The sequence below is a fragment of the Pleionea sp. CnH1-48 genome (assembly GCF_024124665.1).
Taxonomy (GTDB): domain Bacteria; phylum Pseudomonadota; class Gammaproteobacteria; order Enterobacterales; family Kangiellaceae; genus JAMXSB01.
On the sequence record NZ_JAMXSB010000017.1, the window covers coordinates 118,087 to 143,033 of the forward strand.

Consider the following 24,947-nt stretch of genomic DNA (forward strand, 5'->3'; position numbering starts at 1 on the left):
ATTTCCATGATCACTGACGTGACATACGCACCACGCACTGGATTAAATCTGAAGATAATGCCGAGGTGCTGACGGCATCTATATGTATGCCTTTGTCTTCGGCATAGTTTTTTAAGCGTTGGCTACTTACGATGGCTTGTGGAACGTGAGCCCATGGGATCTGACACAAAGCGTCTATGGCATCCTGGCTGGTAAGTAACCAGTGGTCATTGCTTTCAAGCGTTTGCTGATAGCTAACCAATAATTCTGGTGTGATTGGTTTGCGTTGGTACACTTCGTAACGGGTGACTTCTGCGCCCCGTTCTAACAACTGTTGCTGCAAGAGCTGCCTGCCTCCCACACCGCACACTAATATTATACGCTTATTTTGCACATGCTGTAGTAGCTTCATAGCCAAAAGCCCTTCGCTATTTGCATGATTCGGTATAGATATGTTGTTAAGTTGCAGCGAAGTGAGTTTTGTTTGCGTTGCTGAGCCTACCGCAATCAATGTTTTGTTGTTGAGTGTTTGCCATTGTTCGGTGGATAACTGTTGATAGGCAAAGGTGGCCGCATTAGGACTGATGAAGATAAGGATATCGGCCTTATCGGTAGCCAGCGGAGGCACTGGCTGTGGATAAATAGACAATAGAGGGACATGCACAACGGGTAGTTCGGCCGCTTGTAGCTCGGCCATTAGCTCATGTTGCTGGCCTTCAGGCCGTGTTACGATGATGCGACCCATAGAAAGAGTTAAAGCAGCGCCTCGATAATTTTTCCGGCACCTTTTTCTAATAGTGCAGCTGCTACTTGTTTGCCAAGGGATTCTGCTTCATCAAGCGGCGCTTTGTGTTCGAAGGTTAACAGGCGACTGCCATCGGCTTCGCCAACCAAACCACGCAAACGTAGTGTTTTTCCATCTTCTTGCAGTTCTGCAAAGGCACCAATAGGAACCTGACAACCACCCTGCAATTCCAGGTTCATTGCACGCTCAGCCGTAACTCTGGCATGAGTGATAGCATGATTCAGAGGAGCCAGCAGTTCTTGTGTCTTAGTATCATTTACACGACACTCAATACCTACTGCGCCTTGGCCTGCTGCTGGCAGCATTTCGTCGGGAGAAATCTCTGACTTGATGCGGTAACGCATATCCAGACGCAGCAATCCAGCTGATGCCAAGATAATGGCGTCATAGATTTCTTCGTCGAGTTTTTTCAGGCGAGTGCCCACATTGCCGCGTAATGTTTTTATTTCGAGATCCGGTCGGATCGCCTTAAGTTGGCATTGTCGACGAAGGCTAGAAGTACCGATAATTGAGCCAGAAGGTACTTGATCCAGACTTTGGTAAATATTGGATACAAAGGCATCGGTAGGGTTTTCGCGCTCACAAATAACACTGAGTCCCAGACCTTCTGGAAACTCTGCTGGCACATCTTTCATGGAATGTACGGCAATGTCTGCGTGATTTTCTAAAATGGCAGTTTCGAGCTCTTTAACAAAAAGACCTTTGCCACCAATTTTGGCAAGAGGTGAATCTAAAATTTTGTCCCCTTGAGTCACTATCGGGACCAATTCGACCATTAAATCAGGATAGAGTTGTTGCAGTCGCGACTGAACATACTCGGCTTGCCACATTGCCAAAGGACTGCGGCGCGTTGCGATTCGAATTAGAGAGGTCATAACCATCTGTTAAACTGAGAAACCTAATGGTTATCCTACCATAGAGTGATGATGATATCTTGCGGCTCGGCTCCAAATTCCTGATATAAAAATGGGCTTGCGCGGCTGCAACGGCCATGATTACTCAGGTATTGGTATGGGGAATATGCGTTTAATTCATATATTTGATTGAGATTGATAACATTAAAGAGATTTTATCAGCTTTCTTACCTCGGCAGCGTGGCGGCGACTGACCTCCAGTTGCGTGTCATCCGATTTTAACTGGATAAGCAGGTGGCCTGCGCTGTCTTTCACCAAACCACTGATGCAATGTTTGTTGACCAAGGCGTTTCTATGTATGCGAATAAAGGTTTGATCAAACTCTTGTTCCAATTGTTTTAGAGGTTCTTCAATGAGAGCTTCGCCATTGACGTGGCGCACATTGACATATTTTTGGTCGGCTTGAAAATAAAAGATATCTTTAACCGGGATCAGATGAACTTCGCCCCTTAGCCGGGTCGAAATATGCTGTCGTTGCGGTTGCTTGGACTCTTCCATCAACTGCTGCACTTGGGTTCGGTTCAATCGCGAAGCCTTGCTCAGGGCGCTTTCTATATCTTCTTGTTTGACGGGTTTTAGCAGGTAATCCACCGCACTGACCGAGAATGCCTGTAGCGCATAGTCATCATAAGCCGTGACAAATACAACCGCAGGTGGGGTTTCCATTTGGGTTAGATGATAGGCGGCTTCGAGTCCGTCCATACCCGGCATGCGTATATCCATAAAAACCAGTTCAACAGCATTTTTTTGGCAATAGTTGACCGCATCCAACCCATGGCTCACCTGAGCAATATCAAAATCGCCCAGTTGCAACAACATGCGCTCTAGTCGTTGTCTGGCTAGTGGCTCGTCGTCAGTGATCAAGACTTTCATTCACAGGCTCCTGTGGGATAACAAGTGTCACCCTATAGGTGTTATCTTCGTGTTCAATGCGCATTTTGGCGTCCGCTCCATAGCGAATCAATAGACGCTGTTGGATATTCTGATGAGCGGACTGATTTCCATGAGGTGGGGCATTGTCTGGTGTCGGATTGGTGACTTTTAATACAAGACTTTGCTTCTTTCGATATCCTTCCACTCGCACGGTACCGCCTTCTGGCAAACTTTGAATGCCATGATAAATGGCATTTTCGATGAGTGGTTGTAATGTAAAAGGAGGGAGTGGCCAATCTTCCAGCGAAGGATCTATTTGCCACTCCATAGAGAGCCGTTCTCCTAATCGCTGATGTTCAATGTCGGCATAGGCGCGACATAAGCTCAGCTCCTGCTTGAGTGGCGTTTGTTGCTGACTTTGCTTGAGCCCGCTGCGCATGAGTGCCGAAAGGTTTTCTAACGTTCTTTCGGCTTTATCTTGGTCAATGGCTATCAGGCTGGCAATGGTGTTTAAGGTATTAAACAGAAAATGTGGATGTATGCGGGCTTGCAGAGAGTCAAATCGCGCATTACTTTCGGCCACAATGCCGAGCCGATATTGATGATTTAAGTAGAGATAACGCAGAACCACCGCAGAGATGAGGAGCGCAGCCACTTCATTTCGAATAATAAAGACCTGTTGCACAGGGTGGCTTAGATCCAGGCTAGGGCTATGATAAAAATACATAGCTACTAAACTGCTTATCAGCGTGCTCGTTAGCACCGTTGCTATACAGAAGAGAGACAAGGTAACGACTGAGCGGCGATTGAGCCAATCTCGTAGCAGGCATAAAACTGCCGCCGAGCAGAGTGTATTCCAAACGATAAATAAGCTGTGTAGGCCCAGCTGAAACCAAGGGGAAATACCGTGCTGATAACCGAGAATGGTCACCAGCACCGCCAGGATCTCTGACAAGAGAACGGTGAGAAAAACATTAGGTAATTGGCAAAAGTCGGGGATGATACCCTCGGCTTTTGTAGTCATGAGGTCATACTTTCCGATTGTTGGTATTGATCTCGCAATACCTCTAATTTGGCTAATAAATCATCTCGTGCTCTTTCTAGCAGTGTTCCGCTATTGTCACCTTTTTGCCAGTGAGCTTCACCTGTAACCACTTTATAATCCAGAGCGTCGTAGGTGTGCTTGAGCCTGCTGCTGATTGCTCCATCAATTTTGTTGATCAGTGTAGCGAGGGCTTCGGGAGGGGTCTCTGGAAGTACAATTAGGAAGTCTCCTTCGTCCGAATGGCCGATCATATCTGCCCAGCGCAATTCGTCGCGCAAGGTTTCAGAGATATCCTGGTTGACCTCTTCTTTTGAGAATTGATCAGAGTTAAAGATAACGATACTCAATTTTAACAACGACAGTGGGTTGTTATAGCGGCGACTGCGGCTGACTTCGTAGTCAAGAAATTGCACCCAGCTCGGACGTTTGGGCGCCTGTGGTATGGCTTTCGATGCCGTGCGAGAAAGACTGCTGCGAGCTTCTACACGGAAGTAATGGACCGTATAGTTTGGCACTGAGGGAAGCAAGGTTTCCCAGTGAGACAAAGTAACGGGATCACCGCGGCCTTTGTTAAACAATAGATAAAAACTGCCGGATTGATCGCAGGCCTCCAGAGGCAGCGATGCCCAGGGCTGCTGTGTCAGTTGTTCTGCAGACTGATTAACCCATTGGGCAAACTGCCCATTACACCAAACGATATGGCGATTTTCGTCTAAAATAAGTAATCCTAGGCTCGAAACATTGAGCAACTCTGAGGCGAGTTGCTGATAATCAAACTCTGTATTCTTTTGCATTGGTGACGCCAATTTGAGTATATTTTTGTTTGTTCAACGAACAGCTTTCCATCAATTTATCGTTTCACCTAAGATAGGCTCTACTTGTGAGTAGATATGGTACTGCTGTGAACCTCTGCGGAATGGCTCGGAACGGTTATATATCCATTGTTTTTCAAGTCGCACGGGTGTTGTTGGCTATGCACTTTCGCCCTGATCACTTAAGGTGTTTAAACTCTGGGAGTTTGCTTGCTGGTCACCTACGTGCACTTTGAAATACTTTGGGTATACTTATTGTATCGTCATTCATCCCAAAATCTTTACCTTTATTATACTATTAACGCAATTACCGCCAGAATGCCAGAGTATGACTATTGGCCTGGGCGAATTTATGACCAAGAGCATAATTTGAAATAATGGCCAAGCCTGTTAGTCATCATGATCTTACTGAGTTGGAAATCGATAGAAAGAAATTGAAATCGGTTTTACAGCGTTTTCTTGATATCAATCAAAAGCGTCTTGAGATATTGGTGACTAATGCCGAAGAGGCAGAGCAAAACTTTATTCACCTGTTGCCTTTGTTATTTCACATTAACCATCCTACTTTACCTGGGTTTGTCCATTCTGATGCGCCTTGTGGCCTGGTGAACTATCAGCCGGATCGGATGGTTGTGCAGCTCGCCAAAAAGTATGCCCGTAGTCTTGAGTACAAACCCAGAGCGCTGCGCCAGTTCGACATCATCGGTATTTATCTGATGGGCAGTGCGGGTTCCGTGGCCTATACCGGTCAAAGTGATCTGGATGTGTGGGTGTGCATTCGCGAAGATTTGCAAGAGTCAGATATTAACCAACTTGAGCGTAAGCGCGATCTGATCCAACTCTGGGCTAAAAGTTTAGGGATTGATGTCTCTTTGTATCTGGTCACCGCTGAGAACTTTTTGGATAAACAAGATGCCCAAGAAGACAGTGAGCAGCCTTGCCTGTTACTCGATGAGTTTTATCGGACGCTGATCTATATCGAAGGCAAGTATCCTTTGTGGTGGGTGATACCGGAAGAATGGAACTCCCACTACGACCTTTACAAGAAAAAGCTCTTTGAGAATAAATACCTGTCAGAAAATGATTGGGTCGATTTTGGAACGGTAGAAAAAATACCCGATACCGAATTTATTCGTAGCTCTATTTGGTACATCAACAAAGCTCTGGCATCCCCTTATAAAACCGCATTAAAGCTGGTTTTGATGGAATCCTATGCGGCGCAATACCCCAATGTAAAACCGCTCAGCCTGGAATATAAATCCTTTGTTTATAATTTGGTGAGCAATGCCACCGTATTTGATTCGTATCTTTTGATGCACCGAAAAGTAGAAGAATACCTGGTGTTAACCAATCAGCTTGATCGCCTAGAATTTGTTCGTCGCTGTTTGTATCACAAAATCAAAGTTCGCCTTACCAAGTTTCAACGCAAGCGCTCATTGAGTGTCCAGATAGTTAAAGATTTAGTTAATGAATGGCAATGGAGTGAAGAGAAGCTTCAACAGTTTGATCGCCGTCAGCATTGGTCGATAGAAGAGATCAGTGACGAAAAGCGGTTGTATGTGAAACAGTTGGTTTCTTCTTTCCGCCAAATTTTGGAGTACAGCAAAAAACATCCCGATCTGTATCATGCCAATCGAGCCAATCTAATGCGTCTAAGCCGCAAACTCAGTGCTCGATTGGAGCAGGTTTCAGGAAAAATCGAGTGGATGAATATGAACTTTGTGCGCTACATCGAAGAGCGTCATCTCACATTGATCCGACAGAAAAAGGCAAAAGACATCGAACTTTGGTCGCTTTTTGATCATCCTTTGAGTCAGTCAGAGATGAGTTCTGCTGAACCCGTCTACCAGTGCCACTCTTTAATCGAGTTGTTACTTTGGTCAAAGATTAATGGATTGTTAAACGAACGCACAGCCATTCAATTTAGGGACTCCATGCAGGTATTGAGCTACGGTGAGCTAGAACGGATTATTCGACACAACTTTCAACATTCCTTTTCGTTTGAAGTGGTTGACGATGAGGTTTATGAGCATTCCCCCGAAATTAGCCAAATAACGGTGTTTGTTAATCTTGCTCATGACCATCTGGCAGAAATGGCGCGCCAGGGGATCCATATTATTACGGATAAAACCGATCCGCTGAGTTATGGCAATGAGGGGATCAATTTAATCGAAACTCTGGATTTGGTGTATACCAATAGCTGGGGCGAGTTGTTTGTTGTACATTTTAGCGGCCACAATGCTTTACCTAATTGTGCTATCGCTCTGTTGGAACTCTATCAGCGCCAGAAGCTGAAGCCGGAATTTCGTTACTATTGCTTTTCATCCATGCGTGGAGAGGCGATGGTTAGTCGTATAAAAAATCTACTTCATGCGGTTTTAGGTCGATACCAGCAACCTCATCCTTGCCAACTCTATTATGTCTTTGGGCTGGGAGGAGAATATTGCATGCTACAGGAAAGCGAAGAGGCTTATGCTTATTCTATCGCTGAAAATCGCCATCTGCTGGCTCAGCAACTTATCAGTCAGCGCGATCGACAACAGCAAATTGTTTTTGATCCTCAGTGTTTTGCCGATAAGGTCGTCAATACGGCGCTAGAACGAAGCAAGCCCGATCAACAAAAATTGCTCTTTAGAGTACAAGATAGTCGCACACTATCACTGTGTTTTGTCGATGAGTTGGGAGGCGTTGTGTACTGGAGTGTTCCGGCGACTTCCTCTGATGCTTATTTGCAGCAAATGCAGCGTTTTATTTTGTACACCAATACGCTGTGCCATATTACAAGTTCTACTCTATCCCTTGAGCAGTTAGTTGATGATAAGGTAACAGAGCACTCTGTTGAATCAGAGGAGTTACCCCCCTGTGCGGTAACGGTCGCGATCCATCCTTCTGCCAGCGGACGCCAGTTGATATTGACGGCTAAAGGAGAGCGAGCCGAGTTTGAAGAACGAGATCCTAAGCTTGCCTTTAAAGTGAGCAGCTGGCTGGAGCGATGTTGGGGCCATGGCGTCGAAGCAGCCTATCTGCATGCTGTTGAGTTTCCGGCTATTGATAATGAGCACTTAACCTGTTCTCAGGTCGTGTTAGAAAAAGTTCGAATTGAGAAACAGCTGGGGCTGATATAGCAACAATAAGCCCTGATTGGCCCCGTTCAAATATTGATGCTCTTTTCGCCATGCTCGGCTTGCAAAATGTTGACAGATCCCAGTATTCGACCTAAATCCCATTGACATTTTATGACCTGCTTCCAGTCTTTTGCCAGTTGTGGTTATACTAAACAACATTGAACAATGATTTTGAGTGGCTCTTTGGTGGTCAGAGGGTTTGATAAAACCTATCAAGTTCGAGTGTGCTCTTGCTAAGAGCGCCTATGATGCCTTTTTTGAACGACCACTGATGCTGCCAAACAGGTAATTTATGAAAACAATCAGTCAGTGGCTCATTGCTACCATAGTCGTCGTGACTCTTGGGGCCTGTGGCCAAAAAAAAGCACTTTATCTGGAGCCTGAAGAGCCAGCAAAGGCCGAGTCAGAGAAAGAACAAACAACTCAACAACCGTCTCAAGAAGAATCACAAAAAGAGAGTTTGTAATGCTAATCAGTTTTGCCAAAATGCACGGTCTGGGTAATGACTTTATGGTCGTTGATACCATTGCTCAACCGGTCTTTTTTAATGAATCTCAAATACGTCGGTTGGCTGATCGCTATCGCGGTGTGGGTTTTGACCAGTTATTGATTGTTGAGCCACCTCAACAACCCGATGTCGATTTTCATTATCGTATTTTTAATGCCGACGGTAACGAAGTCGCCCAATGTGGCAATGGCGCTCGTTGTCTGGCGCAATTTGTACGTATGATGGGATTGACCTGGAAGAATCGTCTAAAAGTGAGCACCATTCGTGGTGTCCTCGGGCTTAAAATTCATCGAGATGGCAACGTCACTGTTGAGATGGGCGTGCCCAAGCTGGAGCCGGATCGCATACCTATGCGTTATGCACAAAAAGAAACTACTTACAGTTTGGAAGTAGAGGGGATTCGTCATCGCTTTGGCGCGGTGTCGCTGGGGAACCCTCACTGTGTGCTAACGGTTGAAGATGTTGAGCAGGCACCTGTGGATAAATTGGGAGAAGCCATCTGCCATCATTCTATGTTTCCTGAGCAGGTTAATGTGGGTTTTATGCAGCTGGTGTCTGACAAAGAAATGAACCTGCGAGTATTTGAGCGTGGTGTTGGCGAAACACAAGCGTGTGGTAGCGGCGCTTGTGCTGCTGCTGTTGTTGGAATACTGCAACATAATATGGCAAGCAGAGTCACGGTTAACTTACCTGGCGGATCTTTGGTTATCGATTGGAATGGACCCGGAAAGTCATTATATATGACAGGTCCGGCCGAGTTTGTTTTTGAAGGACAGTTAGAAGTATGAATCAAGATATAACAGAAGCAGAGAGCGTCACTGAACGCCAGGTATTCGATTTTTTAGCCTCTCATCCTGACTTTTTAAGTCGGCACCCTCAATTGTTGTCGCACTTGAGTATTCCTCATAGTGAAGGCGAAGTGGTCTCTCTGGTTGAGCATCAGGTAAAAGTGCTTAGAGAGAAAAATCGCGAGCTTCAAGGGCGCTTGATCGACATGTTAAAAGCGGCTCAGGATAATGAAAATCTACTGGCCAAATGTACCAAGCTGATTGTGTGTCTGATCGATTGTGTGTCACTGGATCAGTTTTCGATGACGCTCACCGATGTATTAAAGCGTGAGTTTGAGTTTGATGCTGTTTCATTAACTTTGTTTGGTCGTTGGCAACGAGTAGAGTCGGCACGTGTATATGCATCGCCAGAGCGACTGGCGCAACAGTTGGATTGCTATTTTCCGAGCAATGGTCCGGTTTGCGGGCGGCTGGATAAAAGTATTCGCACTTCGTTATTCACTAATGTGGCCATTCAAACGGGGTCGGTGGCGATACTGCCGTTAGGTAAAGGTGGCCAGGCTGGAGTATTGGCTTTCGCCAGCCGTGATCAGCTGCGCTTCTCACCGGATATGGGATCGCTGTTTCTGGAATTCTTGTCGGCGGTCTGTACGCAAATGTTAAACCAGTTTAAAGATTTTGACTGAGAGTTGTGATGGCGCTGCAAACTGATTTAAAGCAGTTCCTGCTGTTTATCCAAACAGAAAAGCAGCTATCAGAACATACCTTGCTAAGTTATCAAACAGCATTAGAACATTGGCTGGCTTTTGTCGATGAAGCTAATGTCACTCACTGGAATCAGGCTGACAGCCATTTAGTGCGTCGTTATCTGGCCCATTTGCATCGCAAGAGCTTATCGCCTAAAAGTATTGCACAGAAGCTTTCTGCGATTCGTTCCTTCTTCAATTATTTATTCAAACAAGGGCAAGTGAAGCTCAATCCTGCAAAAGGCGTTCGAGCTCCCAAAGTTCCCAAGCGTTTGCCCAAAGTATTTGATGTTGATGAGGTTTCTCAGCTCCTTGATGGCGTAACTGATGACAGCTTCATTGCTGTACGTGACTTTGCAATGATGGAGTTGTTTTATTCCTCTGGTATTCGATTGTCAGAACTCTATGGGTTGGACGTTGAGCATCTTCAATTGCCAGAGCAACAACTTCATGTTGTTGGTAAAGGTAAGAAAATGCGCTATGTCCCTTTAGGAAGTAAAGCTAAGATCGCATTAGAAAAATGGTTGGCTTTGCGAAACTTGTATGCAAAAGAAGATGGCGCGGTGTTTATTTCTCAAAAAGGTACACGCTTACAACGTAGAAGTATTCAGCTGAGATTAGAACATTGGGGTAAAGCGTTAGGGCTGCCCAGTCGGCTCCACCCACATAAGTTACGTCATTCTTGTGCGACTCACTTTTTAGAATCCGCATCGGATTTGCGGGCTGTTCAAGAATTACTTGGACATGCGAATTTATCGACCACCCAAGTTTATACCCATCTGGATTTTCAACACCTCGCTAAAGTTTATGACGCCGCTCATCCCAGAGCGACAAAAAAAGTATGAATAAATTAATCGAATTATTACCTTCTATCAAAGCGGTTGGCTTTGATCTTGATGATACACTTTGGGACAACCGTCAAACCATTATTGACGCAGTTAATGCTCAAAACGAAGCCCTGGTAAAGCAGGGACTTGAGCAAGAGCGCATTGCTGTCGTTTACAAAGAGCATCTTGATAAAACCGTTAGTCAGGAACCTGAGTTGCAAAGTGATGTTTCGGCTTTGCGTTTGCGAGTATTAGAAAGCATTGCCAATGAGCACGGTTGGGAAGCTTCAATTGCAGATAATATTTATCAGGCTTTTTATGAGGCTCGGCAAAATGTTCGGGTTTACGACGACGCTATTGAGTTGCTTAATCATCTAAAAAAAGATTTTCAGTTAGCAGTTATCAGCAATGGTAACGTTGATGTAAAACAGGTGGGTATTGATCACTACTTTGATCTTGTATACCGTGCTGGCCCAGATGGTATTGCAAAACCACATCAAGACATGTTTGTGAAAGCCCATGACGCATTCAATATAAATGATAATGAGTTTTTGTATGTTGGCGATCATATTGTTAATGATGCTCAAGCAGCAATGGATGCAGGGAGCTACGCTATTTTAATTAATGAAGAAGATATTGATTTGGGGCCGCGTTGCCTACGTTATAAAACGCTCTCCGACTTTAAAGAGGATGTATTTCGTTATTTGAAATCCTAAAAGACGGAGAGCCTTGAGTCTAAAATCGTGTCATCAAAGAGCAACTGCTCCTGGTTAATTCTTTGCAACATCGAACTCGATGGTGTAGCGGTGGCATAGGTCGTTCACCGCCTGACCTTGTTCCTTCTTAGGTGCAAAACGCCATTTTTCTATGGCTCGGGTTGCTGAGGTCACAAAAAGATCTAAAGGGTATGACTCTACTGCGTTAATATTTTTAGGTCTTCCTTCTGAGTCAACATCAACTTCGAATTTAACATAGCCTTCGATACCATGCATGGCAGCTTTTCTTGGGTATTGAGCAGGAATGACAACGATGGCTTTCGCCCTCGATTCGTCGGCGAGGTCGTTCTTATTATTTGGCTCAACCTGTTCACATCGATTTTTATAAAGTAGCTTTTTTTGTGGGTAGTTGTCCCAGTCTAAGGTGGCGCAAGATGTTGTCTGTAAAAGTGCAAAAATTCCTAGTGATACGCTTATTATATTTTTATTCATCGTTTAGTTCTCGTGGATGGAACACAATAAAGTTACGCAAGTAATGTTTTTAATCTCAATAAAGTTTTATTGTTATTAAAAATTATTAAATAATTCAGGTTGTTGTGAGGATCTATCTCATCAACTCTCTCACCATTGGTGAGAGAGTGTTAGTCGCTGCTATCGTAAATATAATTTATAGATGAGTTTATGAATCCAACGTCCATAAGGAGGGAAGGCCAGCTTGGCACTATTAAAGCGACCTTTAATAAGAACCGATTTGGCTTTTGAGAAAGTTTTGAATCCTTCTATGCCATGATAGTGTCCCATTCCAGATGGGCCTACACCACCAAAGGGAAGATCGTCTTGGGCTATGTGATTAATGGAGTCATTTAAACATATGCCACCGGCATGAGTGTGCTTCATTACATAGTCTTGAGTTTTCTTGTTATGACTCATTAAGTAGAGGGCTAAAGGTCGTGGCCGTTGTTGTACAAACTTCACTGCATCCTGAATAGACGAATAAGTAAAAACAGGAAGTATTGGCCCAAAAATTTCTTCACTGCTGATGGCAATATTTTCTGGAGGATTAACAACCAGGTGCATGGGCATTTTCCTTTGACTGTTATCAAAGGTTTCGTTTGCAGGATTAATCGCGATGACATCGCAGCCTGCGGCTTTGGCTTCTTCTATCCAGGCTTGCAAGCGCTCATATTGACGTTCGTTAATGATCGCGGTGTAATCTTTATTATCTTTGATCGAGGGATACATGGCGGCAAAGTGATTTTGAAAAGCCTTAACAACATCTTGGGCTTTTCCTTCCTGACATAATACATAGTCAGGAGCGATACAGGTTTGTCCGGCGTTTAAACACTTACCATACATGAGTCGTTCTACCGCCCCATCAATGTCCATGTCTTCAGCAATAATGACGGGAGACTTGCCACCTAGTTCCAGTGTTACAGGAGTCAAATTGTTGGCCGCAGCACGCATGACGTGTTTGCCAACCGCTGTTGAGCCTGTAAACAGTAGGTGATCAAAAGGCAAAGCAGAAAACTGGGCTGCAATGTCTGCTTCTCCTTCAATGACACATACTTCGGTAGAGTCAAAAGCTTCGGCAATGACTTCTTTTAGTATGCGATTGGTGTAAGGTGTAAATTCAGAGAGCTTTAGCATGGCTCGGTTGCCTGCCGCGATGGCAGTAACCAAAGGCCCGATAGACAAGTATATGGGATAGTTCCACGGCACTATGATGCCTACAACACCCAGCGGTTGGTATTCAATACGAGCTCGAGCTGGCTGAAAAAGTATGCCGACATGGCGTTTCTCGGGCTTCATCCATCGCTTCAGGTTACTCAGAGCGTATTTGATCCCCATGATGGATGGCATAAAGTCTGCCAATAGGGTGTCATCCTCTGAGCGATGAGAAAAATCAGCCGCCAAGGATTTCACTAAGCGATCCTGATGTTTTAGTAACGATTTTTTGAGCGCAAGCAGCATTTGCTTACGTTCTTTTAGTGAAGGGTATGGATGTGCTAAAAAAGCCTGTCGTTGCTGTTCAAAAGCCTCTTTCATCACAATGCCTGCGTTTTCTATTACGGGCTCTTGTCGTGCATTCATACCTTTCCTCACTTTATCGTGTCGTCGTTTTTATTATTAGGATTTTATACCATGCGGTTGCGTGATTTCCCAGCAGTATAAGCGCGAATGTTTTCTGCTATCTCATTCACCAGTGTCTGTCTGGCTTCGATGCTAGCCCAGCCAATGTGTGGGGTGATTAATAAATTGGTGAGTCTATTATCAAGCAGAGGGTTGTTTTGGGCAGGAGGCTCTGTTGACAATACGTCGACTCCTGCGCCTGCTATCTCATTATTTAAGAGCGCATGACGAAGTGCTGCTTCATCGATTAAACCACCGCGAGCGGTGTTTATTATCAGGGCTGTCTTTTTCATTTTACCTAAAAATGCTGCATCCACCATTTGATGAGTGTCTTCGTTTAAAGGGCAATGCAGACTAACAATGTCACTATGGCCTAGCAAATCATCGAGTGGCATGCGCCCCGCTTGTGGTGGACGATGGGGGAGTTGGGCTATCACCACATTCATACCGAACGCTCGTGCGACAGTGGCGACAGCTTTACCAATGGTTCCATGTCCAATAATGCCCAGTGTTTTGCCTTTAAGTTCATGAAATGGGTATGACAACCAGACAAATTGGGACTGATTCTGCCAACCCTCAGTATTCATGTCGTGATGAATTTGAGTGAGTTTGTGTTGTAGCGACAAAATTAAAGTGAAGCATATTTGTACAACACTATCTGTGGAGTACCCGGCTACATTGGTAACAGCGATGTTCTGATTCTGGGCGGCGTTCAGATCAATGTTATTGATACCGGTGGCTGCGACACAGATTAATTTTAACTGTGGGAGCTGGCTTAAGACATCGGCATCTATAACTACTTTGTTTGTAATGACAATGTCGGCATCTTGGCAACGAGTCACCACATCTTGCGCTTGAGTATGGTAATGAAAAGCGATGTCACTGGTTGATTGCTCAAGTGCACTGATGTCGATATCCCAAAGTGACGATGTTAAAGGTTCTGCATTACCTGGCACCAAAGTACCAGCGTCAAGAAATACGGCTTTCATAACTAAATTCTCTGCATCTATGGGACTATGGTGTAATTGATATGACCTAAATCACCAAAATCGGCATGGTAGTGACCTGTTTTGGCGGGCAGCATTTTGCCTATTGCACCAGTGATTAATATTTGCTCTGGCTGCAAGGTATATTGTTGATCAACTAAAGTGTTTACAAGCCAAAGCAGGGCTTGCCATTGATCGTTTAGCGCATCACTGCCTTTACCCGAATTAATCAGCTGTTTTTCTCGCTTTAGTGTGATCTTAAGCTGGTTCAAATTCGGTGCTTTGGCAAGACCGATTTCTTCGCCAAGAATAAATGCGTTTGAGGCAACATTGGCTGCGATCAAATCGATGCCTTTAATGGCCTTTGGAGTTTGATAGGCGAGTTCTGGAAGTTCTATTACCGGAAATACACTTTTTATATAAGGTTTGAGTTCTGCAATTGTGTTTATTTTTTTATCGATGGGTTTGGCTAAACGAAAACCAATTTCTGTTTCCATCATTAATTTTTGAAAGTTTTTGAGGGCGATGGGAGCTTCTGACTGATGCTTACCGCTGGCAAATAAAACGGCTGCTAATGCGCTCTGGACCGAGAATTTTTTTTGTCCTCCGGCTGAGGTTAAGCCCGCTTTAAAGCCTGCAATATGAGCTTTGTTTTTTTGTCGTAGAGCAACGTATTCAGCTTGCACCTTGTAGGCTTGTTGCAAGGTTGCAGCGGGGGAGTGCTGACTCAAATGAACGGCGGGTTGTTTATTTTTCCAACGAGAGAAAAGTTCTTCAGCAACTTGGTCTTGGGCCCAGCCCATCGATGAGTACAAGAGAATAAAAAAAAGCCCATAACAGTATTTCATTTTTTGCTCCCGCTATTGGATGGGAAATTTTACGCAGCATACCCCAATTCTCTGGTTCGTGAAAATGCCAAACCTGTTACAATGGCTGCACTATGGAACATCCAATATTACATTTTCTTAATGATGCACAAAAAGCAGCCGTTACCTCTGATGCAGCGGCGTTGCTAGTGCTTGCTGGTGCTGGTAGCGGAAAAACCCGCGTACTGGTACATCGTATGGCCTGGTTAATTCAGGAAGATCATTTATCGCCTCACAGTTTGTTAGCCGTGACTTTTACTAATAAAGCGGCGCAAGAAATGAAAGGGCGGATCGAAGGTCTGTTAGGGCGTCCTGCCAACACGCTTTGGATCGGAACCTTTCACGGGCTAGCTCATCGCCTGCTGAGAACTCATGCACGTGATGCTCGTCTGGATGAGAATTTTCAGATCCTGGATAGTGATGATCAGTTGCGCATTATCAAGCGCGTGATGAAAGAACTCGGGCTTGATGAGGAAGAGTGGCAACCCAAGCAGGCACAGTGGTTTATTAATGCCAAAAAAGACGATGGGCTACGTCCAAAGGATATTGCCCATAATGGCGATCTTTATACCGCCACCATGTGTACTGTTTATCAAGCTTATGAAGAAGCCTGTGCCCAGGGTGGGTTGGTTGATTTTGCCGAGTTATTGTTACGTGCTTTCGAATTGCTCAGAGATAATGCGCATCTACGAGTGCATTATCAGGAGCGTTTTCAACACGTTTTGGTTGACGAGTTTCAAGATACAAATGCGATTCAGTATGCCTGGATCCGCTTGATTGCCAATGGCCGCAATCGCATTACCATTGTTGGAGATGATGATCAGTCCATTTATGGATGGCGTGGTGCCAAAATTGAAAACATCCATAAGTTTCAACAAGATTACTCGGGCGCTGACACGATTCGATTAGAACAGAATTATCGTTCGACCAATACGATCCTGAAAGCTGCCAACTCGGTGATTGCGAATAATAACGATCGCTTAGGCAAAAACTTGTGGACCTCCGGTGATGAAGGAGAACCTATCTCCTTGTACACAGCTTTTAATGAACAAGAAGAAGCTCGCTATGTCGCCGCGCGAATCGAAGACTGGGTCAATCAAGGCAATAGTTATAACGAGTCAGCTATTCTTTATCGCTCTAATGCACAATCTCGAGTGATGGAAGAAGCCTTGCTTCAACGCCAGATCCCTTATCGAATTTATGGTGGTTTACGCTTCTTCGAACGAGCTGAGGTTAAAGACACTTTGGCTTATTTGCGTTTGCTGTCCAATCGCAATAATGATGCTGCTTTTGAACGTGTCGTTAACACGCCCACACGTGGCTTGGGTCTAAAGTCCATCGAAAATATTCGAGCGACGGCAAAAGTTCAAAATTGTTCATTGTGGGATGCGTCGTCTCATGTCATTGAACATGGCCTGTTACCAGCAAGAGCAAAAAATGCTTTGTTAGGTTTTCAAACCTTGCTAAAAAACATGGATGATGAAACCGAAGAGTTTGAGTTGCATCAAAAAATAGAATTTATTATTGAAGCATCTGGCTTACTGGATATGTATTTGAAAGAGAAAGGTGAAAAAGGCCTGGCTCGCAAAGAAAACTTACAGGAGCTGGTCACTGCGGCACGCAATTTTGATGTGGCTGAAGTGGAAGAAGAGGAACAGGAATTAACACCTGTGCAAGCTTTCTTAGCTCACGCATCTTTAGAAGCAGGCGACACTCAAGCCGAGTCTTATCAGGACTGTGTTCAGTTAATGACATTGCACTCGGCAAAAGGTTTGGAATTTCCTCTCGTCTTTATTGCTGGTGTTGAAGAAAAGTTATTCCCTCACCAGATGTCGATGGAAGATCCCGATAGCCTCGCTGAAGAACGCCGTTTATGTTATGTCGGCATAACGCGGGCGATGAAAAAACTTTATCTCACCCATGCCGAAAAACGACGTATGTTTGGCAAGGAGTCTTATCCATCCTTGTCGCGCTTTGTGCGAGAAATTCCTGCCAGCCTTATTGAAGAAGTACGCATTACAGCCCAGGTATCACAGCCTGCATTTAGTTCTGGTCTAGGTTTGGGTCAACAAGCGGACGATTCTCATGGTTTTCAACTCGGTCAGATGGTTGAGCATCCACGTTTTGGTATTGGAGTGATTCTTAATTTTGAAGGTTCCGGCCCGCAAACCCGGATCCATATTAATTTTGAGTCTGCTGGTCCAAAAACGCTGGTACTTGCCTACGCTAAGTTATCTGCGGTCTAAAAAGAGGCCGCGGGTGGTTGGTTGCCCGCGGCTAATGAATTCTTTCCCCTCCCACATCACCGACTCTGTCACCTGCATTCCTGTTTAATTTGGGTATAATGACCCACAAACAACGAGAACAGGAAGTGTGATAACAATGAAAAGAAGAGCATTTGTAGGGGCTGCGGGCGTTGGGTTAGCTGTCTCAACACTCAGTGGATGTTCACCCGCAGAAAACTGTAATCAGGCAAGTGGCACAGATAGCTCAAATAAAGAAGTTATTAAGTGGACGATGGTAACCACTTGGCCTAAAGGATTTCAGGGACTCGGTGAAGGTGCCGAATATCTGGCACAACTTATTAACAAGCTCAGCGGCGGACGCATGGAAGTGAAAGTATTTGGAGCTAACGAAGTGGTTCCGGCTTTCGAAGTTTTTGATACGGTTGCCGCAGGCACGGCCCAGATGGGGCATGGAGCGGCATATTATTGGAAAGGTAAATTACCCATTGCTCCGTTTTTTAGTGCTGTTCCGTTTGGGCTTAACGCGCAAGAGATGAATAGCTGGTTGCTTAAAGGCGGTGGATTAGAACTTTGGCAAGAGCTGTATGCACCTTTGGGATTAGTGCCTATGCCTGCGGGTAATACAGGCGTGCAGATGGCGGGATGGTTTAATAAAGAAATTAACAGTCTCGATGACATCAAAGGTTTAAAAATGCGTATTCCTGGGTTGGGTGGTGAAGTGTTTAAGCGCGCTGGAGGCACACCGGAGCTTATTCCTGGGGCAGAGCTATTCTCAGCATTGCAGATGGGGCGAATCGATGCAACCGAGTGGGTTGGTCCTTACAATGATCTGGCATTCGGACTCCATAAAGCCGCCAAATATTATTACTACCCCGGTTGGCATGAGCCCGGTACGACGCTTGAAGCGATTATTAACAAAGATGCGCTTAATGCGTTGCCTGCTGACTTACAAGAAATTGTAAAGACGGCTTGTCTGATGGCCAATGGTGACATGCTGATGGAGTTTACTGACAAAAATAATACGGCTTTAAAAACTCTGATCAATGAGCACAAAGTGGATTTAAGACCACTGCCAGAAGATGTTCTTAAACGCTTCCATGAGCTTTCAAAAGAAGTGGTTGCAGAGCAAGCTGAGCAAGATGCTATTTCGCGTAAAGTTTATGACTCTTACACTCAGTTTCAGCAACAGGTTCAACCCTGGCATGCTATTTCTGAGCAGGCATTTTTGGGAATTCGCTAACAACAAAAAAAGCTCTCACCTATTTGGGATGAGAGCTTTTTAGTTTGTTTATTCTGCAAGATATTTAGGCAGCCAGGTGGCAAGTTCTGGGAATGCCGCAAGGATCAGAAGTACCATTAGCTGGATAATAATAAAGGGAATAGCACCTCGATAAATGCTCTTGGTGGCGACTGATTCCGGTGCAACACCACGCAAATAAAAGAGTGCGAATCCAAAGGGTGGCGTTAAAAACGAGGCCTGTAAATTAATCGCAATCATGATTCCTAACCAAATCGGATCAACACCCATCTGTAATAAAACAGGGGCGACGATGGGAACCACTACATAGATAATTTCGATAAAGTCGAGAATAAAGCCCAATAAAAACATCACCAGCATTATGATGATCATGGCTCCCGTTACTCCACCTGGCATTTGTTGCAAGAAGGATTGAACGGCCTCATCGCCTCCTAAGGCGCGAAATACCAACGAAAAAATGGATGCACCGATCAGGATCATAAACACCATAGAAGATGTTTTGGTGGTGGAAATCATAACGTCTTTAAGGACTGGCCACGAAAGCTGTTTTTGAGTCAGTGCCAGAATCAAAGCACCTACTGCACCAATGGCGGATGCTTCTGTCGGTGTAGCCCAGCCCATCAGGATAGAACCTAATACAACAAAAATTAGTAGCAGTGGTAAAACGAGACTCTGAATCACTTCTTTAAACAAGTTACCAGAACCAGCTTGCTCTTCTGGTGGTGCTTCGGGAGCAACTTCTGGATTGATTAAGGCACGCCCAAACACATATAAAATGTATAAACTCACCAGTAGAATGCCCGGGATCAAAGCACCAATAAAAAGATCGCCTACATTGACCGGATCACCACCATAGCTACTGCGGTAAGCACTGGATATTGCCTCGCCTAATAGAATCAGCACGATAGAAGGGGGAATAATTTGCCCCAGTGTTCCAGATGCGCAAATGGTGCCTGTGGATAATGCAGGATCATAGCCTCGCTTTAACATGGCTGGCAGAGACAGCATGCCCATGGTCACAACGGTAGCTCCTACTATGCCAGTGCTTGCAGCAAGTAGTGCACCCACTATGATGACCGAGATAGCCAGACCGCCGCGTAAATTACCCATTAATTTAGCCATACTGCCAAGCAGGTTCTCTGCAATATGGCTCCGCTGTAGCATCACTCCCATAAAGACAAACAAAGGCACAGCGACAAGCACTTGATTGGTCATCACACCAAAAGTTCGGTTAAAGGTTGCGTTAAGCAACAGAGGATTAAACCAGTCAAACATAACGCCTAACCCTGCAAACAAAAGCGAGGCGCCAGCGAGTGTAAAGGCAACGGGGTAGCCTGCCATTAAGCACAAGCAGACACAGATAAACATTATCAAGGGTAGCCATTCCATCATGATACGGACTCCTCATGCTTTGCTTGCTGAAACTTTTCTATGTTATTCATGATTTGATGACAGCCTTCGATGAGCAGAAGGATAGGCATAACGATGACCAGAGATTTCAGTAGATAGAGAGCAGGAAGACCGCCCACCTCGGCTGAGGCCTCACCAAGCTTCCAGCTGAGACTGACATAGCGCCAACTACTGATTAGGATAAAAAGACTCACAGGAAACAAAAACAGTAGTGTTCCTGCAATATCGACAATGGCCTGTGTTTTCGCTGAATACTGGCGATAGAAGATATCCACGCGAACGTGCTCGTTGCTTTGTAGCGTATAAGCGGCACCCAGCATAAATACAGCGGCGTGCAACCAGGTCGTTGATTCTTGTAACGCAATAAAGTTGATTTGAAAAACATTACTGAGAATGGCATTGGTAAACATCAGCAAGGCCATGATTAACGTCAACAACGAGACGCCTTTACCTGACCACTGGCTGATGTATTTAAGAGAAGATTTGATCCGATCCCACATGGTGTTCCACTTAATTTATTTTGGTTATTGTTACGGTTGGCTTAAGCGACAACGGGTCAAAGATACTAACGGAAACGAATCCATTTGTCTTTATGAAGGGCCAGATCCTGCTAAAGAGCCATCGAATATTTCCAGGTTTATTCACAGGCAAAAATGGCTTGGGAATTCTGGGGATAAAATGGTGATAAAACAAGATGTTAAGAACCTATTATGAACATAGTTATCCACATTGAAGAAATATGACAAATAAAAGGATAAATATCTTCCTATTCTGTGTGTAAGTTGATTAACTTATTGAAAATTAATGATAATTTATTTGTGAATAAGTTCTTTTCTTTGATCAAAAGCTGATCATTTAATCCCACTCTTATGAGTCATCACTCTCGTGCAACAAGGTTATTCACAGCCTTATTAGCTATGTGAATAAGATCAAGGATTTGTCAATTTAAAATTGAGATTTAATGCTATTTATCAGAAGTTATTCCTATCTCATTGTATTTAAAAGATAAAATATTTGAGATATTTATCACTTAATGGTGCATACCAATAGATGGGGCCGTAGCCTGCGCCAAGATCGGTGATCTTAGCGCGGCCAGGGTAGTGAACCTTATCTAGCTACAGGAAGAGGAATGCCTCGGGTGACAACTAGCTGAATACTGGCAGTCCCGGTATCGCCATTCTTATCGGTGGCACTGAGCGTAATGGTATGGGTTCCTACCTTTAGGCTTCGTGTGCGGATCTCTGATGAAGTACCCAAGTCACCATTGAGATTGGAGTGCCAGCGCAGAGTGAATGGAGAAGGAGCGCTGCCTGCAATGATTAGGGGACCGTCTTCAATATCAGATACCGTACCTGTGAGGTAGACGGTTTTGCCATAGTGAACCACTAGACCATTTTGCTGCAGAATGCTGACGCGAGGTGCTGAGCCTGGCATGAGCAGATTTTCTGTCGTGATAGCACTGGTAGTGTGATAACCATCAAACGCTGTTACCTTGAACTTCCCTTTGTTCGAGCCCTTGTAATAGCGCAAAGGATCGGCAACACCTGCTGGTGTGTCTGAGTTGAGTGGGTATTGAGTATTGGCGATTTGTGAATCAACCAACACCCAAGAAATACCACCATCTGCGCTATAGAAGACAGAGTAGCTTAAGTTATCACCATCGGCGTCACTGGCGTTCCATCTTAGAACGGTATTCGATTTCATATTGATATCGGCAATCGACTCCAGTTGTATCTGAGGCTTGTTCGTCGATACTTGCTTGGTCGTGATAACCTGATTGTTGTATACCAATTCAAACTTGGTGGCTCCCAAAGCCAATGGCAAGCTGGTCATGAAAGAATACTCACCTACTGTGGCATCTTCTGATAGACGGGTCATCATGATGAAGTTTTGTTTTAGAAGCTTGGTTCCTTTGTATTGCTTTAGTTGGACGACGGGTAACAAGTTCGCTGCCAAAGCTTGCTTAGTTGTTGCCTGTCTGTCATTAAGCGTGGGCAGAATCAGTTTTTTTCTGGGTTCCGTTTTCATTAAAATGAAGTTGCTTAGTGTACGGTCACTGGTATTAAAGTGTCCTGAAATAACCAACTGAGCAAGATCCAGAGCAGGTTCTTCAATAATGATGTCATCAATGGGTTGAATGATCTCGCCATTTCCATCATCAAGTACGGGGAGCTTTTGAGTAACCTTAGCATGAGAGTGTTTTTCTTCTTTGATTGAGGTTTCCTGGGCACGATTTGGATTAGGATAGGCCGCCTCATGAGCTGTTTCTGTGGTTGCTTCTGCCAGCAGAGTTTCTACCTTGTGTCCTGGTTTTTGATAACGAGCAGCAATGGCCAGTCGATCACAGTAAACGCCTTGCTCTGATAAAAGCTTGCAGTAGCTGTAGGGTGAAATCCACTCGCGGCTACGGTAAGACATCACCGGAGAGACGTCACGATTCCAGGGAAAGTTTACATTGGCACTGTCTGAGCCAAGAATCGCTGGCTGCGCCAGACCAAAGAAGTCGTGGTAAACATCCATACCAAAGTAGCCGTCATGGCCGTTGTCAAAAAAGGCGGAATTACCGAGCGATAAACCACAGTTATCAGGGTAAGGATAATTAGTATCCTGATTAGCTGGATTGTTTGCTGTACAGACGTGATCAAGGTTTTTATTGTGGCCGATTTCATGACTCACGATGTTTCCACCGTTACTGTTGTTCCAGTCAGTGTAACTGTGCAAACCAAACATAATCGAAGTTGATACTCGTTGACCGCGTGCAATACCCCAAACTGCTGGAGCACCGCCTTGAGCTTCCGGAAGATCTGGGTGAACCATGCCTGCCCAGAAGGAGTCTGTGAATCCACAACTACTCCAGAAGCGCTTCCATTGCATGCGCGATAAGATTTGGCTCCAGTGGTCGCGATCAGTAATGTTCCACTCTTTGTTAAATGGCCAGAAGTGCCACAGGGGTTTGAGTGGTTTAAATCCACAATCAAAACTGGCGAGCGCAGTTGTTGGATGATGCCGTACAACATGACCCATTACAGCTGGGTAATGAGGATGGGAGCCTTCATAAATGCGCAAAGGATTATCGCGATTAGCACCATCATGAAGATGTAGTGGTACTTCGACAACTGTATCAAGATGGGCCTGATTGAATGTCAGATTTTCTGTCCATTGATTATTGTTGCCATTGCTATCCGGTTGCGCACCATTTTGATTCACTCTGGCGACAAAGGAGACTTCGCCTTGAGTGGTCCAATGCTGTGGTATCTTAAACAGAAAGGCGTGATCAAGTAGTGTTCTATCAATCCCTGCATCACGTACTGTGATTGGGTTTTCAGCCAGAATAGGTGAGTCAGGCAATTCGGTGCCGTTGCGGAATGCTCTTAACTCGGCGCTTACGTTATTGGTTGGAACGGTACTTTGTACGTAAAAGCGAGCCATGGTACGACGCAAGGCGACCAGAGGCATATCATTGTAGATATTCTGCATGCCCTGCGTGACTTCAAGACCTCTGGCAGCGATATCGTTGCCTTCGTAGGAGGCAAAAAAGCGTGGTCCATTGACGCCATGCTGAGGTGAAATATTAAACATACCCTTGGTGATTGGGGCTTCGGCAGGTGTGCTAGAAGTAATATTGGCAGTGTAGCCAGTACCATTAGTAAATACTTCTGCTGTACCGGGAATTCCGCTGCCAGATCCTATGGGGCCATCATATTGAGCCAACTGTTGATAACCATCATTGCTATCAATGGTAAAAGGCCCTTTGGCTTGAGTGTGAGACCACTGCTGCTTAATAGGACAACGGGCATAAATGGTATGACGCCCTTGATACCAGCCTCGCATTCGGCGCTTGGCTCTAACCGTGACAGTAGATGTTAAACAACCTGTCGCATGGTTGAGCGTGTAGCTGGCGCTTTGTGCTCCTCCGGGAGAATTAACAGTATCGATGAAAATCCCAAAACCTGGACCACCTTGACCATACTCAGGTCCTTCTGGTGTATGAGTACTATGAGTTCGAGAGGTGTCAATCTCACAATCACGCATAATATCCGCAGGTAGGCAGTAGGTAACGCTTTCGGTTCTGGATGGCCAACCGCCAAAGTGACCTCCCCGAATATCGAAATAGGGGAACTCGCCAGTAAATTCTCTGTTTTCGTAAGCGACGACTTCTTCACCCTTTGCGGTAATTTCTACCGAAAAAGTGGCCGTGTCGGCTTTAAGCTCACCACTGATAGCTGCACCTAGCACAAGCGAGATGAGCGATAAGCTACTTGATAATGAAGCTTTCATTTTTAATATTGCTCCTAAGCAAAAAACAAAGCTGAGCAATGAATACTCAGCTCATGTTGTCGGGAATACGATATGCCTAAATGTAAATGGCAGCCCAAGGCTGAAAGGCGTGCTCAGGGTAGGAGATAAGTGATGAACTAATGTAAGGATTAGATAATGTTTTGCTTATGTTTTTGTTAAGGCACTTAATTTTGTACGCATAGTGAGCAATAAAGTCCTAAGAGAGCTGATAATACCCTCGAGTGTGAAACATTTATGCTAGCAGTCAGCATGTTGGTTGTATTTTTGAACATGGGCACAAATCATTCTATGAAACTTAATATGTCGTTTTTAATGCCACTCTTCTTACGCGGCACCGTCATGGTTAGAAAAATTAACGTCAGTTCTTTGAAAAGACTGCAACCTGTTTAGCTGTGTATTTAAACCCTGAAAGAGAAAAACAAAGTGATAGCTTCACTAATAAATAGTTAAGATGTATAAGATGGCTCTTAGGTATTCCAAACCTCACAAAACAGCAGCGGAATCTATTGAATGATCTGAAAAGCCACCTAATTAATTATTTATAGGGAAGCAAAGAACTGAACATTCAAGTAATTGGTTTTAAAAAACAGGCAAAATTCAAACCCTGGCTATTG

20 protein-coding genes are annotated in these 24,947 nt (G+C 44.7%); 8 read left to right on the forward strand and 12 right to left on the reverse strand.

What is annotated here, in order from left to right:
• Positions 1 to 10 precede the first annotated feature (10 nt).
• From NH399_RS22650 to NH399_RS22670, 5 genes are all read right to left on the reverse strand, one after another.
• Positions 11 to 724 carry a uroporphyrinogen-III synthase gene (locus NH399_RS22650; RefSeq protein WP_253043486.1) on the reverse strand — a complete coding sequence of 238 codons (714 nt, stop codon included), beginning with the start codon at positions 722 to 724 and terminating at the stop codon, positions 11 to 13.
• A gap of 8 nt (positions 725 to 732) precedes the next feature.
• Entirely contained in the window at positions 733 to 1,659 is a 927-nt protein-coding gene (hemC, locus tag NH399_RS22655) for a hydroxymethylbilane synthase (protein WP_371876113.1), read from the reverse strand.
• 183 nt (positions 1,660 to 1,842) lie between these two features.
• A complete protein-coding gene (locus tag NH399_RS22660) occupies positions 1,843 to 2,571 on the reverse strand; it encodes a LytTR family DNA-binding domain-containing protein (protein WP_253043488.1) in 729 nt (242 codons plus the stop codon).
• Positions 2,552 to 3,595: a sensor histidine kinase gene (locus tag NH399_RS22665; protein WP_253043489.1), complete on the reverse strand. Its 1,044-nt coding sequence runs from the start codon at positions 3,593 to 3,595 to the stop codon at positions 2,552 to 2,554. Before NH399_RS22665 ends, NH399_RS22660 begins: the two co-directional genes overlap by 20 nt.
• Entirely contained in the window at positions 3,592 to 4,410 is an 819-nt protein-coding gene (locus NH399_RS22670; protein WP_253043490.1) for a GGDEF domain-containing protein, read from the reverse strand. The genes NH399_RS22665 and NH399_RS22670 overlap by 4 nt, the downstream gene beginning before the upstream one ends.
• A 395-nt stretch (positions 4,411 to 4,805) precedes the next feature.
• Between NH399_RS22670 and NH399_RS22675 the strand changes: the two genes are divergently transcribed.
• The 6 genes from NH399_RS22675 (at position 4,806) to NH399_RS22700 (ending at position 11,138) form a co-directional block, all read left to right on the forward strand.
• The gene (locus NH399_RS22675) at positions 4,806 to 7,553 is read left to right on the forward strand and encodes a class I adenylate cyclase (protein WP_253043491.1); all 2,748 of its coding nucleotides are present in this window, start codon (positions 4,806 to 4,808) and stop codon (positions 7,551 to 7,553) included.
• Positions 7,554 to 7,845: 292 nt separating this feature from the next.
• Positions 7,846 to 8,019 (forward strand): lipoprotein, encoded by a 174-nt coding sequence (locus NH399_RS22680; protein ID WP_253043492.1) that lies wholly within the window; start codon positions 7,846 to 7,848, stop codon positions 8,017 to 8,019.
• A complete protein-coding gene (dapF, locus tag NH399_RS22685) occupies positions 8,019 to 8,849 on the forward strand; it encodes a diaminopimelate epimerase (protein ID WP_256489777.1) in 831 nt (276 codons plus the stop codon). The genes NH399_RS22680 and dapF overlap by 1 nt, the downstream gene beginning before the upstream one ends.
• Positions 8,846 to 9,535, forward strand: a complete 690-nt coding sequence (locus NH399_RS22690) for a DUF484 family protein (protein ID WP_253043493.1) — start codon at positions 8,846 to 8,848, stop codon at positions 9,533 to 9,535. Before dapF ends, NH399_RS22690 begins: the two co-directional genes overlap by 4 nt.
• Before the next feature lie 8 nt (positions 9,536 to 9,543).
• Positions 9,544 to 10,440 (forward strand): tyrosine recombinase XerC, encoded by an 897-nt coding sequence (gene xerC / locus NH399_RS22695; protein ID WP_253043495.1) that lies wholly within the window; start codon positions 9,544 to 9,546, stop codon positions 10,438 to 10,440.
• On the forward strand, positions 10,437 to 11,138 hold the full coding sequence (locus tag NH399_RS22700; RefSeq protein WP_253043497.1) for an HAD family hydrolase: 702 nt from the start codon (positions 10,437 to 10,439) through the stop codon (positions 11,136 to 11,138). The genes xerC and NH399_RS22700 overlap by 4 nt, the downstream gene beginning before the upstream one ends.
• Positions 11,139 to 11,192: 54 nt before the next feature.
• Here NH399_RS22700 and NH399_RS22705 read toward each other — a convergent pair whose 3' ends face one another.
• The 4 genes from NH399_RS22705 to NH399_RS22720 all read right to left on the reverse strand — a co-directional run bounded on the left by NH399_RS22705 (position 11,193) and on the right by NH399_RS22720 (position 15,102).
• Positions 11,193 to 11,630, reverse strand: a complete 438-nt coding sequence (locus NH399_RS22705) for an energy transducer TonB (protein ID WP_253043498.1) — start codon at positions 11,628 to 11,630, stop codon at positions 11,193 to 11,195.
• A gap of 159 nt (positions 11,631 to 11,789) precedes the next feature.
• A complete protein-coding gene (locus tag NH399_RS22710) occupies positions 11,790 to 13,229 on the reverse strand; it encodes a coniferyl aldehyde dehydrogenase (RefSeq protein WP_253043500.1) in 1,440 nt (479 codons plus the stop codon).
• Between the two features lie 44 nt (positions 13,230 to 13,273).
• Entirely contained in the window at positions 13,274 to 14,257 is a 984-nt protein-coding gene (locus NH399_RS22715) for a D-2-hydroxyacid dehydrogenase (protein WP_253043502.1), read from the reverse strand.
• A 17-nt stretch (positions 14,258 to 14,274) separates the two neighbouring features.
• Complete coding sequence (locus NH399_RS22720) at positions 14,275 to 15,102, reverse strand: 2-keto-4-pentenoate hydratase (RefSeq protein WP_253043503.1); 828 nt, start codon at positions 15,100 to 15,102, stop codon at positions 14,275 to 14,277.
• A 92-nt stretch (positions 15,103 to 15,194) separates the two neighbouring features.
• Here NH399_RS22720 and uvrD point away from each other — a divergent pair, with 92 nt between their 5' ends.
• On the forward strand, positions 15,195 to 17,366 hold the full coding sequence (gene uvrD / locus NH399_RS22725; protein WP_253043505.1) for a DNA helicase II: 2,172 nt from the start codon (positions 15,195 to 15,197) through the stop codon (positions 17,364 to 17,366).
• A 136-nt stretch (positions 17,367 to 17,502) separates the two neighbouring features.
• Positions 17,503 to 18,606 carry a TRAP transporter substrate-binding protein gene (locus NH399_RS22730; RefSeq protein ID WP_253043507.1) on the forward strand — a complete coding sequence of 368 codons (1,104 nt, stop codon included), beginning with the start codon at positions 17,503 to 17,505 and terminating at the stop codon, positions 18,604 to 18,606.
• A gap of 48 nt (positions 18,607 to 18,654) precedes the next feature.
• On the opposite strand, the gene NH399_RS22735 is transcribed toward NH399_RS22730, so the two are convergent.
• The 3 genes from NH399_RS22735 to NH399_RS22745 form a co-directional block, all read right to left on the reverse strand.
• The gene (locus tag NH399_RS22735; protein WP_253043509.1) at positions 18,655 to 20,016 is read right to left on the reverse strand and encodes a TRAP transporter large permease subunit; all 1,362 of its coding nucleotides are present in this window, start codon (positions 20,014 to 20,016) and stop codon (positions 18,655 to 18,657) included.
• Positions 20,013 to 20,534 carry a TRAP transporter small permease subunit gene (locus tag NH399_RS22740; protein ID WP_253043511.1) on the reverse strand — a complete coding sequence of 174 codons (522 nt, stop codon included), beginning with the start codon at positions 20,532 to 20,534 and terminating at the stop codon, positions 20,013 to 20,015. Before NH399_RS22740 ends, NH399_RS22735 begins: the two co-directional genes overlap by 4 nt.
• Before the next feature lie 607 nt (positions 20,535 to 21,141).
• Entirely contained in the window at positions 21,142 to 24,312 is a 3,171-nt protein-coding gene (locus NH399_RS22745) for a hypothetical protein (protein WP_253043512.1), read from the reverse strand.
• Positions 24,313 to 24,947: the final 635 nt, after the last annotated feature.

What these genes read in the sequence shown, in the direction of transcription:
- NH399_RS22650 (WP_253043486.1), bottom strand. Translation starts at nt 724, where the DNA reads ATGGGTCGCATCATCGTAACACGGCCTGAAGGCCAGCAACATGAGCTA.
- hemC (WP_371876113.1), bottom strand. Translation starts at nt 1,659, where the DNA reads ATGACCTCTCTAATTCGAATCGCAACGCGCCGCAGTCCTTTGGCAATG.
- NH399_RS22660 (WP_253043488.1), bottom strand. Translation starts at nt 2,571, where the DNA reads ATGAAAGTCTTGATCACTGACGACGAGCCACTAGCCAGACAACGACTA.
- NH399_RS22665 (WP_253043489.1), bottom strand. Translation starts at nt 3,595, where the DNA reads ATGACTACAAAAGCCGAGGGTATCATCCCCGACTTTTGCCAATTACCT.
- NH399_RS22670 (WP_253043490.1), bottom strand. Translation starts at nt 4,410, where the DNA reads ATGCAAAAGAATACAGAGTTTGATTATCAGCAACTCGCCTCAGAGTTG.
- NH399_RS22675 (WP_253043491.1), top strand. Translation starts at nt 4,806, where the DNA reads ATGGCCAAGCCTGTTAGTCATCATGATCTTACTGAGTTGGAAATCGAT.
- NH399_RS22680 (WP_253043492.1), top strand. Translation starts at nt 7,846, where the DNA reads ATGAAAACAATCAGTCAGTGGCTCATTGCTACCATAGTCGTCGTGACT.
- dapF (WP_256489777.1), top strand. Translation starts at nt 8,019, where the DNA reads ATGCTAATCAGTTTTGCCAAAATGCACGGTCTGGGTAATGACTTTATG.
- NH399_RS22690 (WP_253043493.1), top strand. Translation starts at nt 8,846, where the DNA reads ATGAATCAAGATATAACAGAAGCAGAGAGCGTCACTGAACGCCAGGTA.
- xerC (WP_253043495.1), top strand. Translation starts at nt 9,544, where the DNA reads ATGGCGCTGCAAACTGATTTAAAGCAGTTCCTGCTGTTTATCCAAACA.
- NH399_RS22700 (WP_253043497.1), top strand. Translation starts at nt 10,437, where the DNA reads ATGAATAAATTAATCGAATTATTACCTTCTATCAAAGCGGTTGGCTTT.
- NH399_RS22705 (WP_253043498.1), bottom strand. Translation starts at nt 11,630, where the DNA reads ATGAATAAAAATATAATAAGCGTATCACTAGGAATTTTTGCACTTTTA.
- NH399_RS22710 (WP_253043500.1), bottom strand. Translation starts at nt 13,229, where the DNA reads ATGAATGCACGACAAGAGCCCGTAATAGAAAACGCAGGCATTGTGATG.
- NH399_RS22715 (WP_253043502.1), bottom strand. Translation starts at nt 14,257, where the DNA reads ATGAAAGCCGTATTTCTTGACGCTGGTACTTTGGTGCCAGGTAATGCA.
- NH399_RS22720 (WP_253043503.1), bottom strand. Translation starts at nt 15,102, where the DNA reads ATGAAATACTGTTATGGGCTTTTTTTTATTCTCTTGTACTCATCGATG.
- uvrD (WP_253043505.1), top strand. Translation starts at nt 15,195, where the DNA reads ATGGAACATCCAATATTACATTTTCTTAATGATGCACAAAAAGCAGCC.
- NH399_RS22730 (WP_253043507.1), top strand. Translation starts at nt 17,503, where the DNA reads ATGAAAAGAAGAGCATTTGTAGGGGCTGCGGGCGTTGGGTTAGCTGTC.
- NH399_RS22735 (WP_253043509.1), bottom strand. Translation starts at nt 20,016, where the DNA reads ATGATGGAATGGCTACCCTTGATAATGTTTATCTGTGTCTGCTTGTGC.
- NH399_RS22740 (WP_253043511.1), bottom strand. Translation starts at nt 20,534, where the DNA reads ATGTGGGATCGGATCAAATCTTCTCTTAAATACATCAGCCAGTGGTCA.
- NH399_RS22745 (WP_253043512.1), bottom strand. Translation starts at nt 24,312, where the DNA reads ATGAAAGCTTCATTATCAAGTAGCTTATCGCTCATCTCGCTTGTGCTA.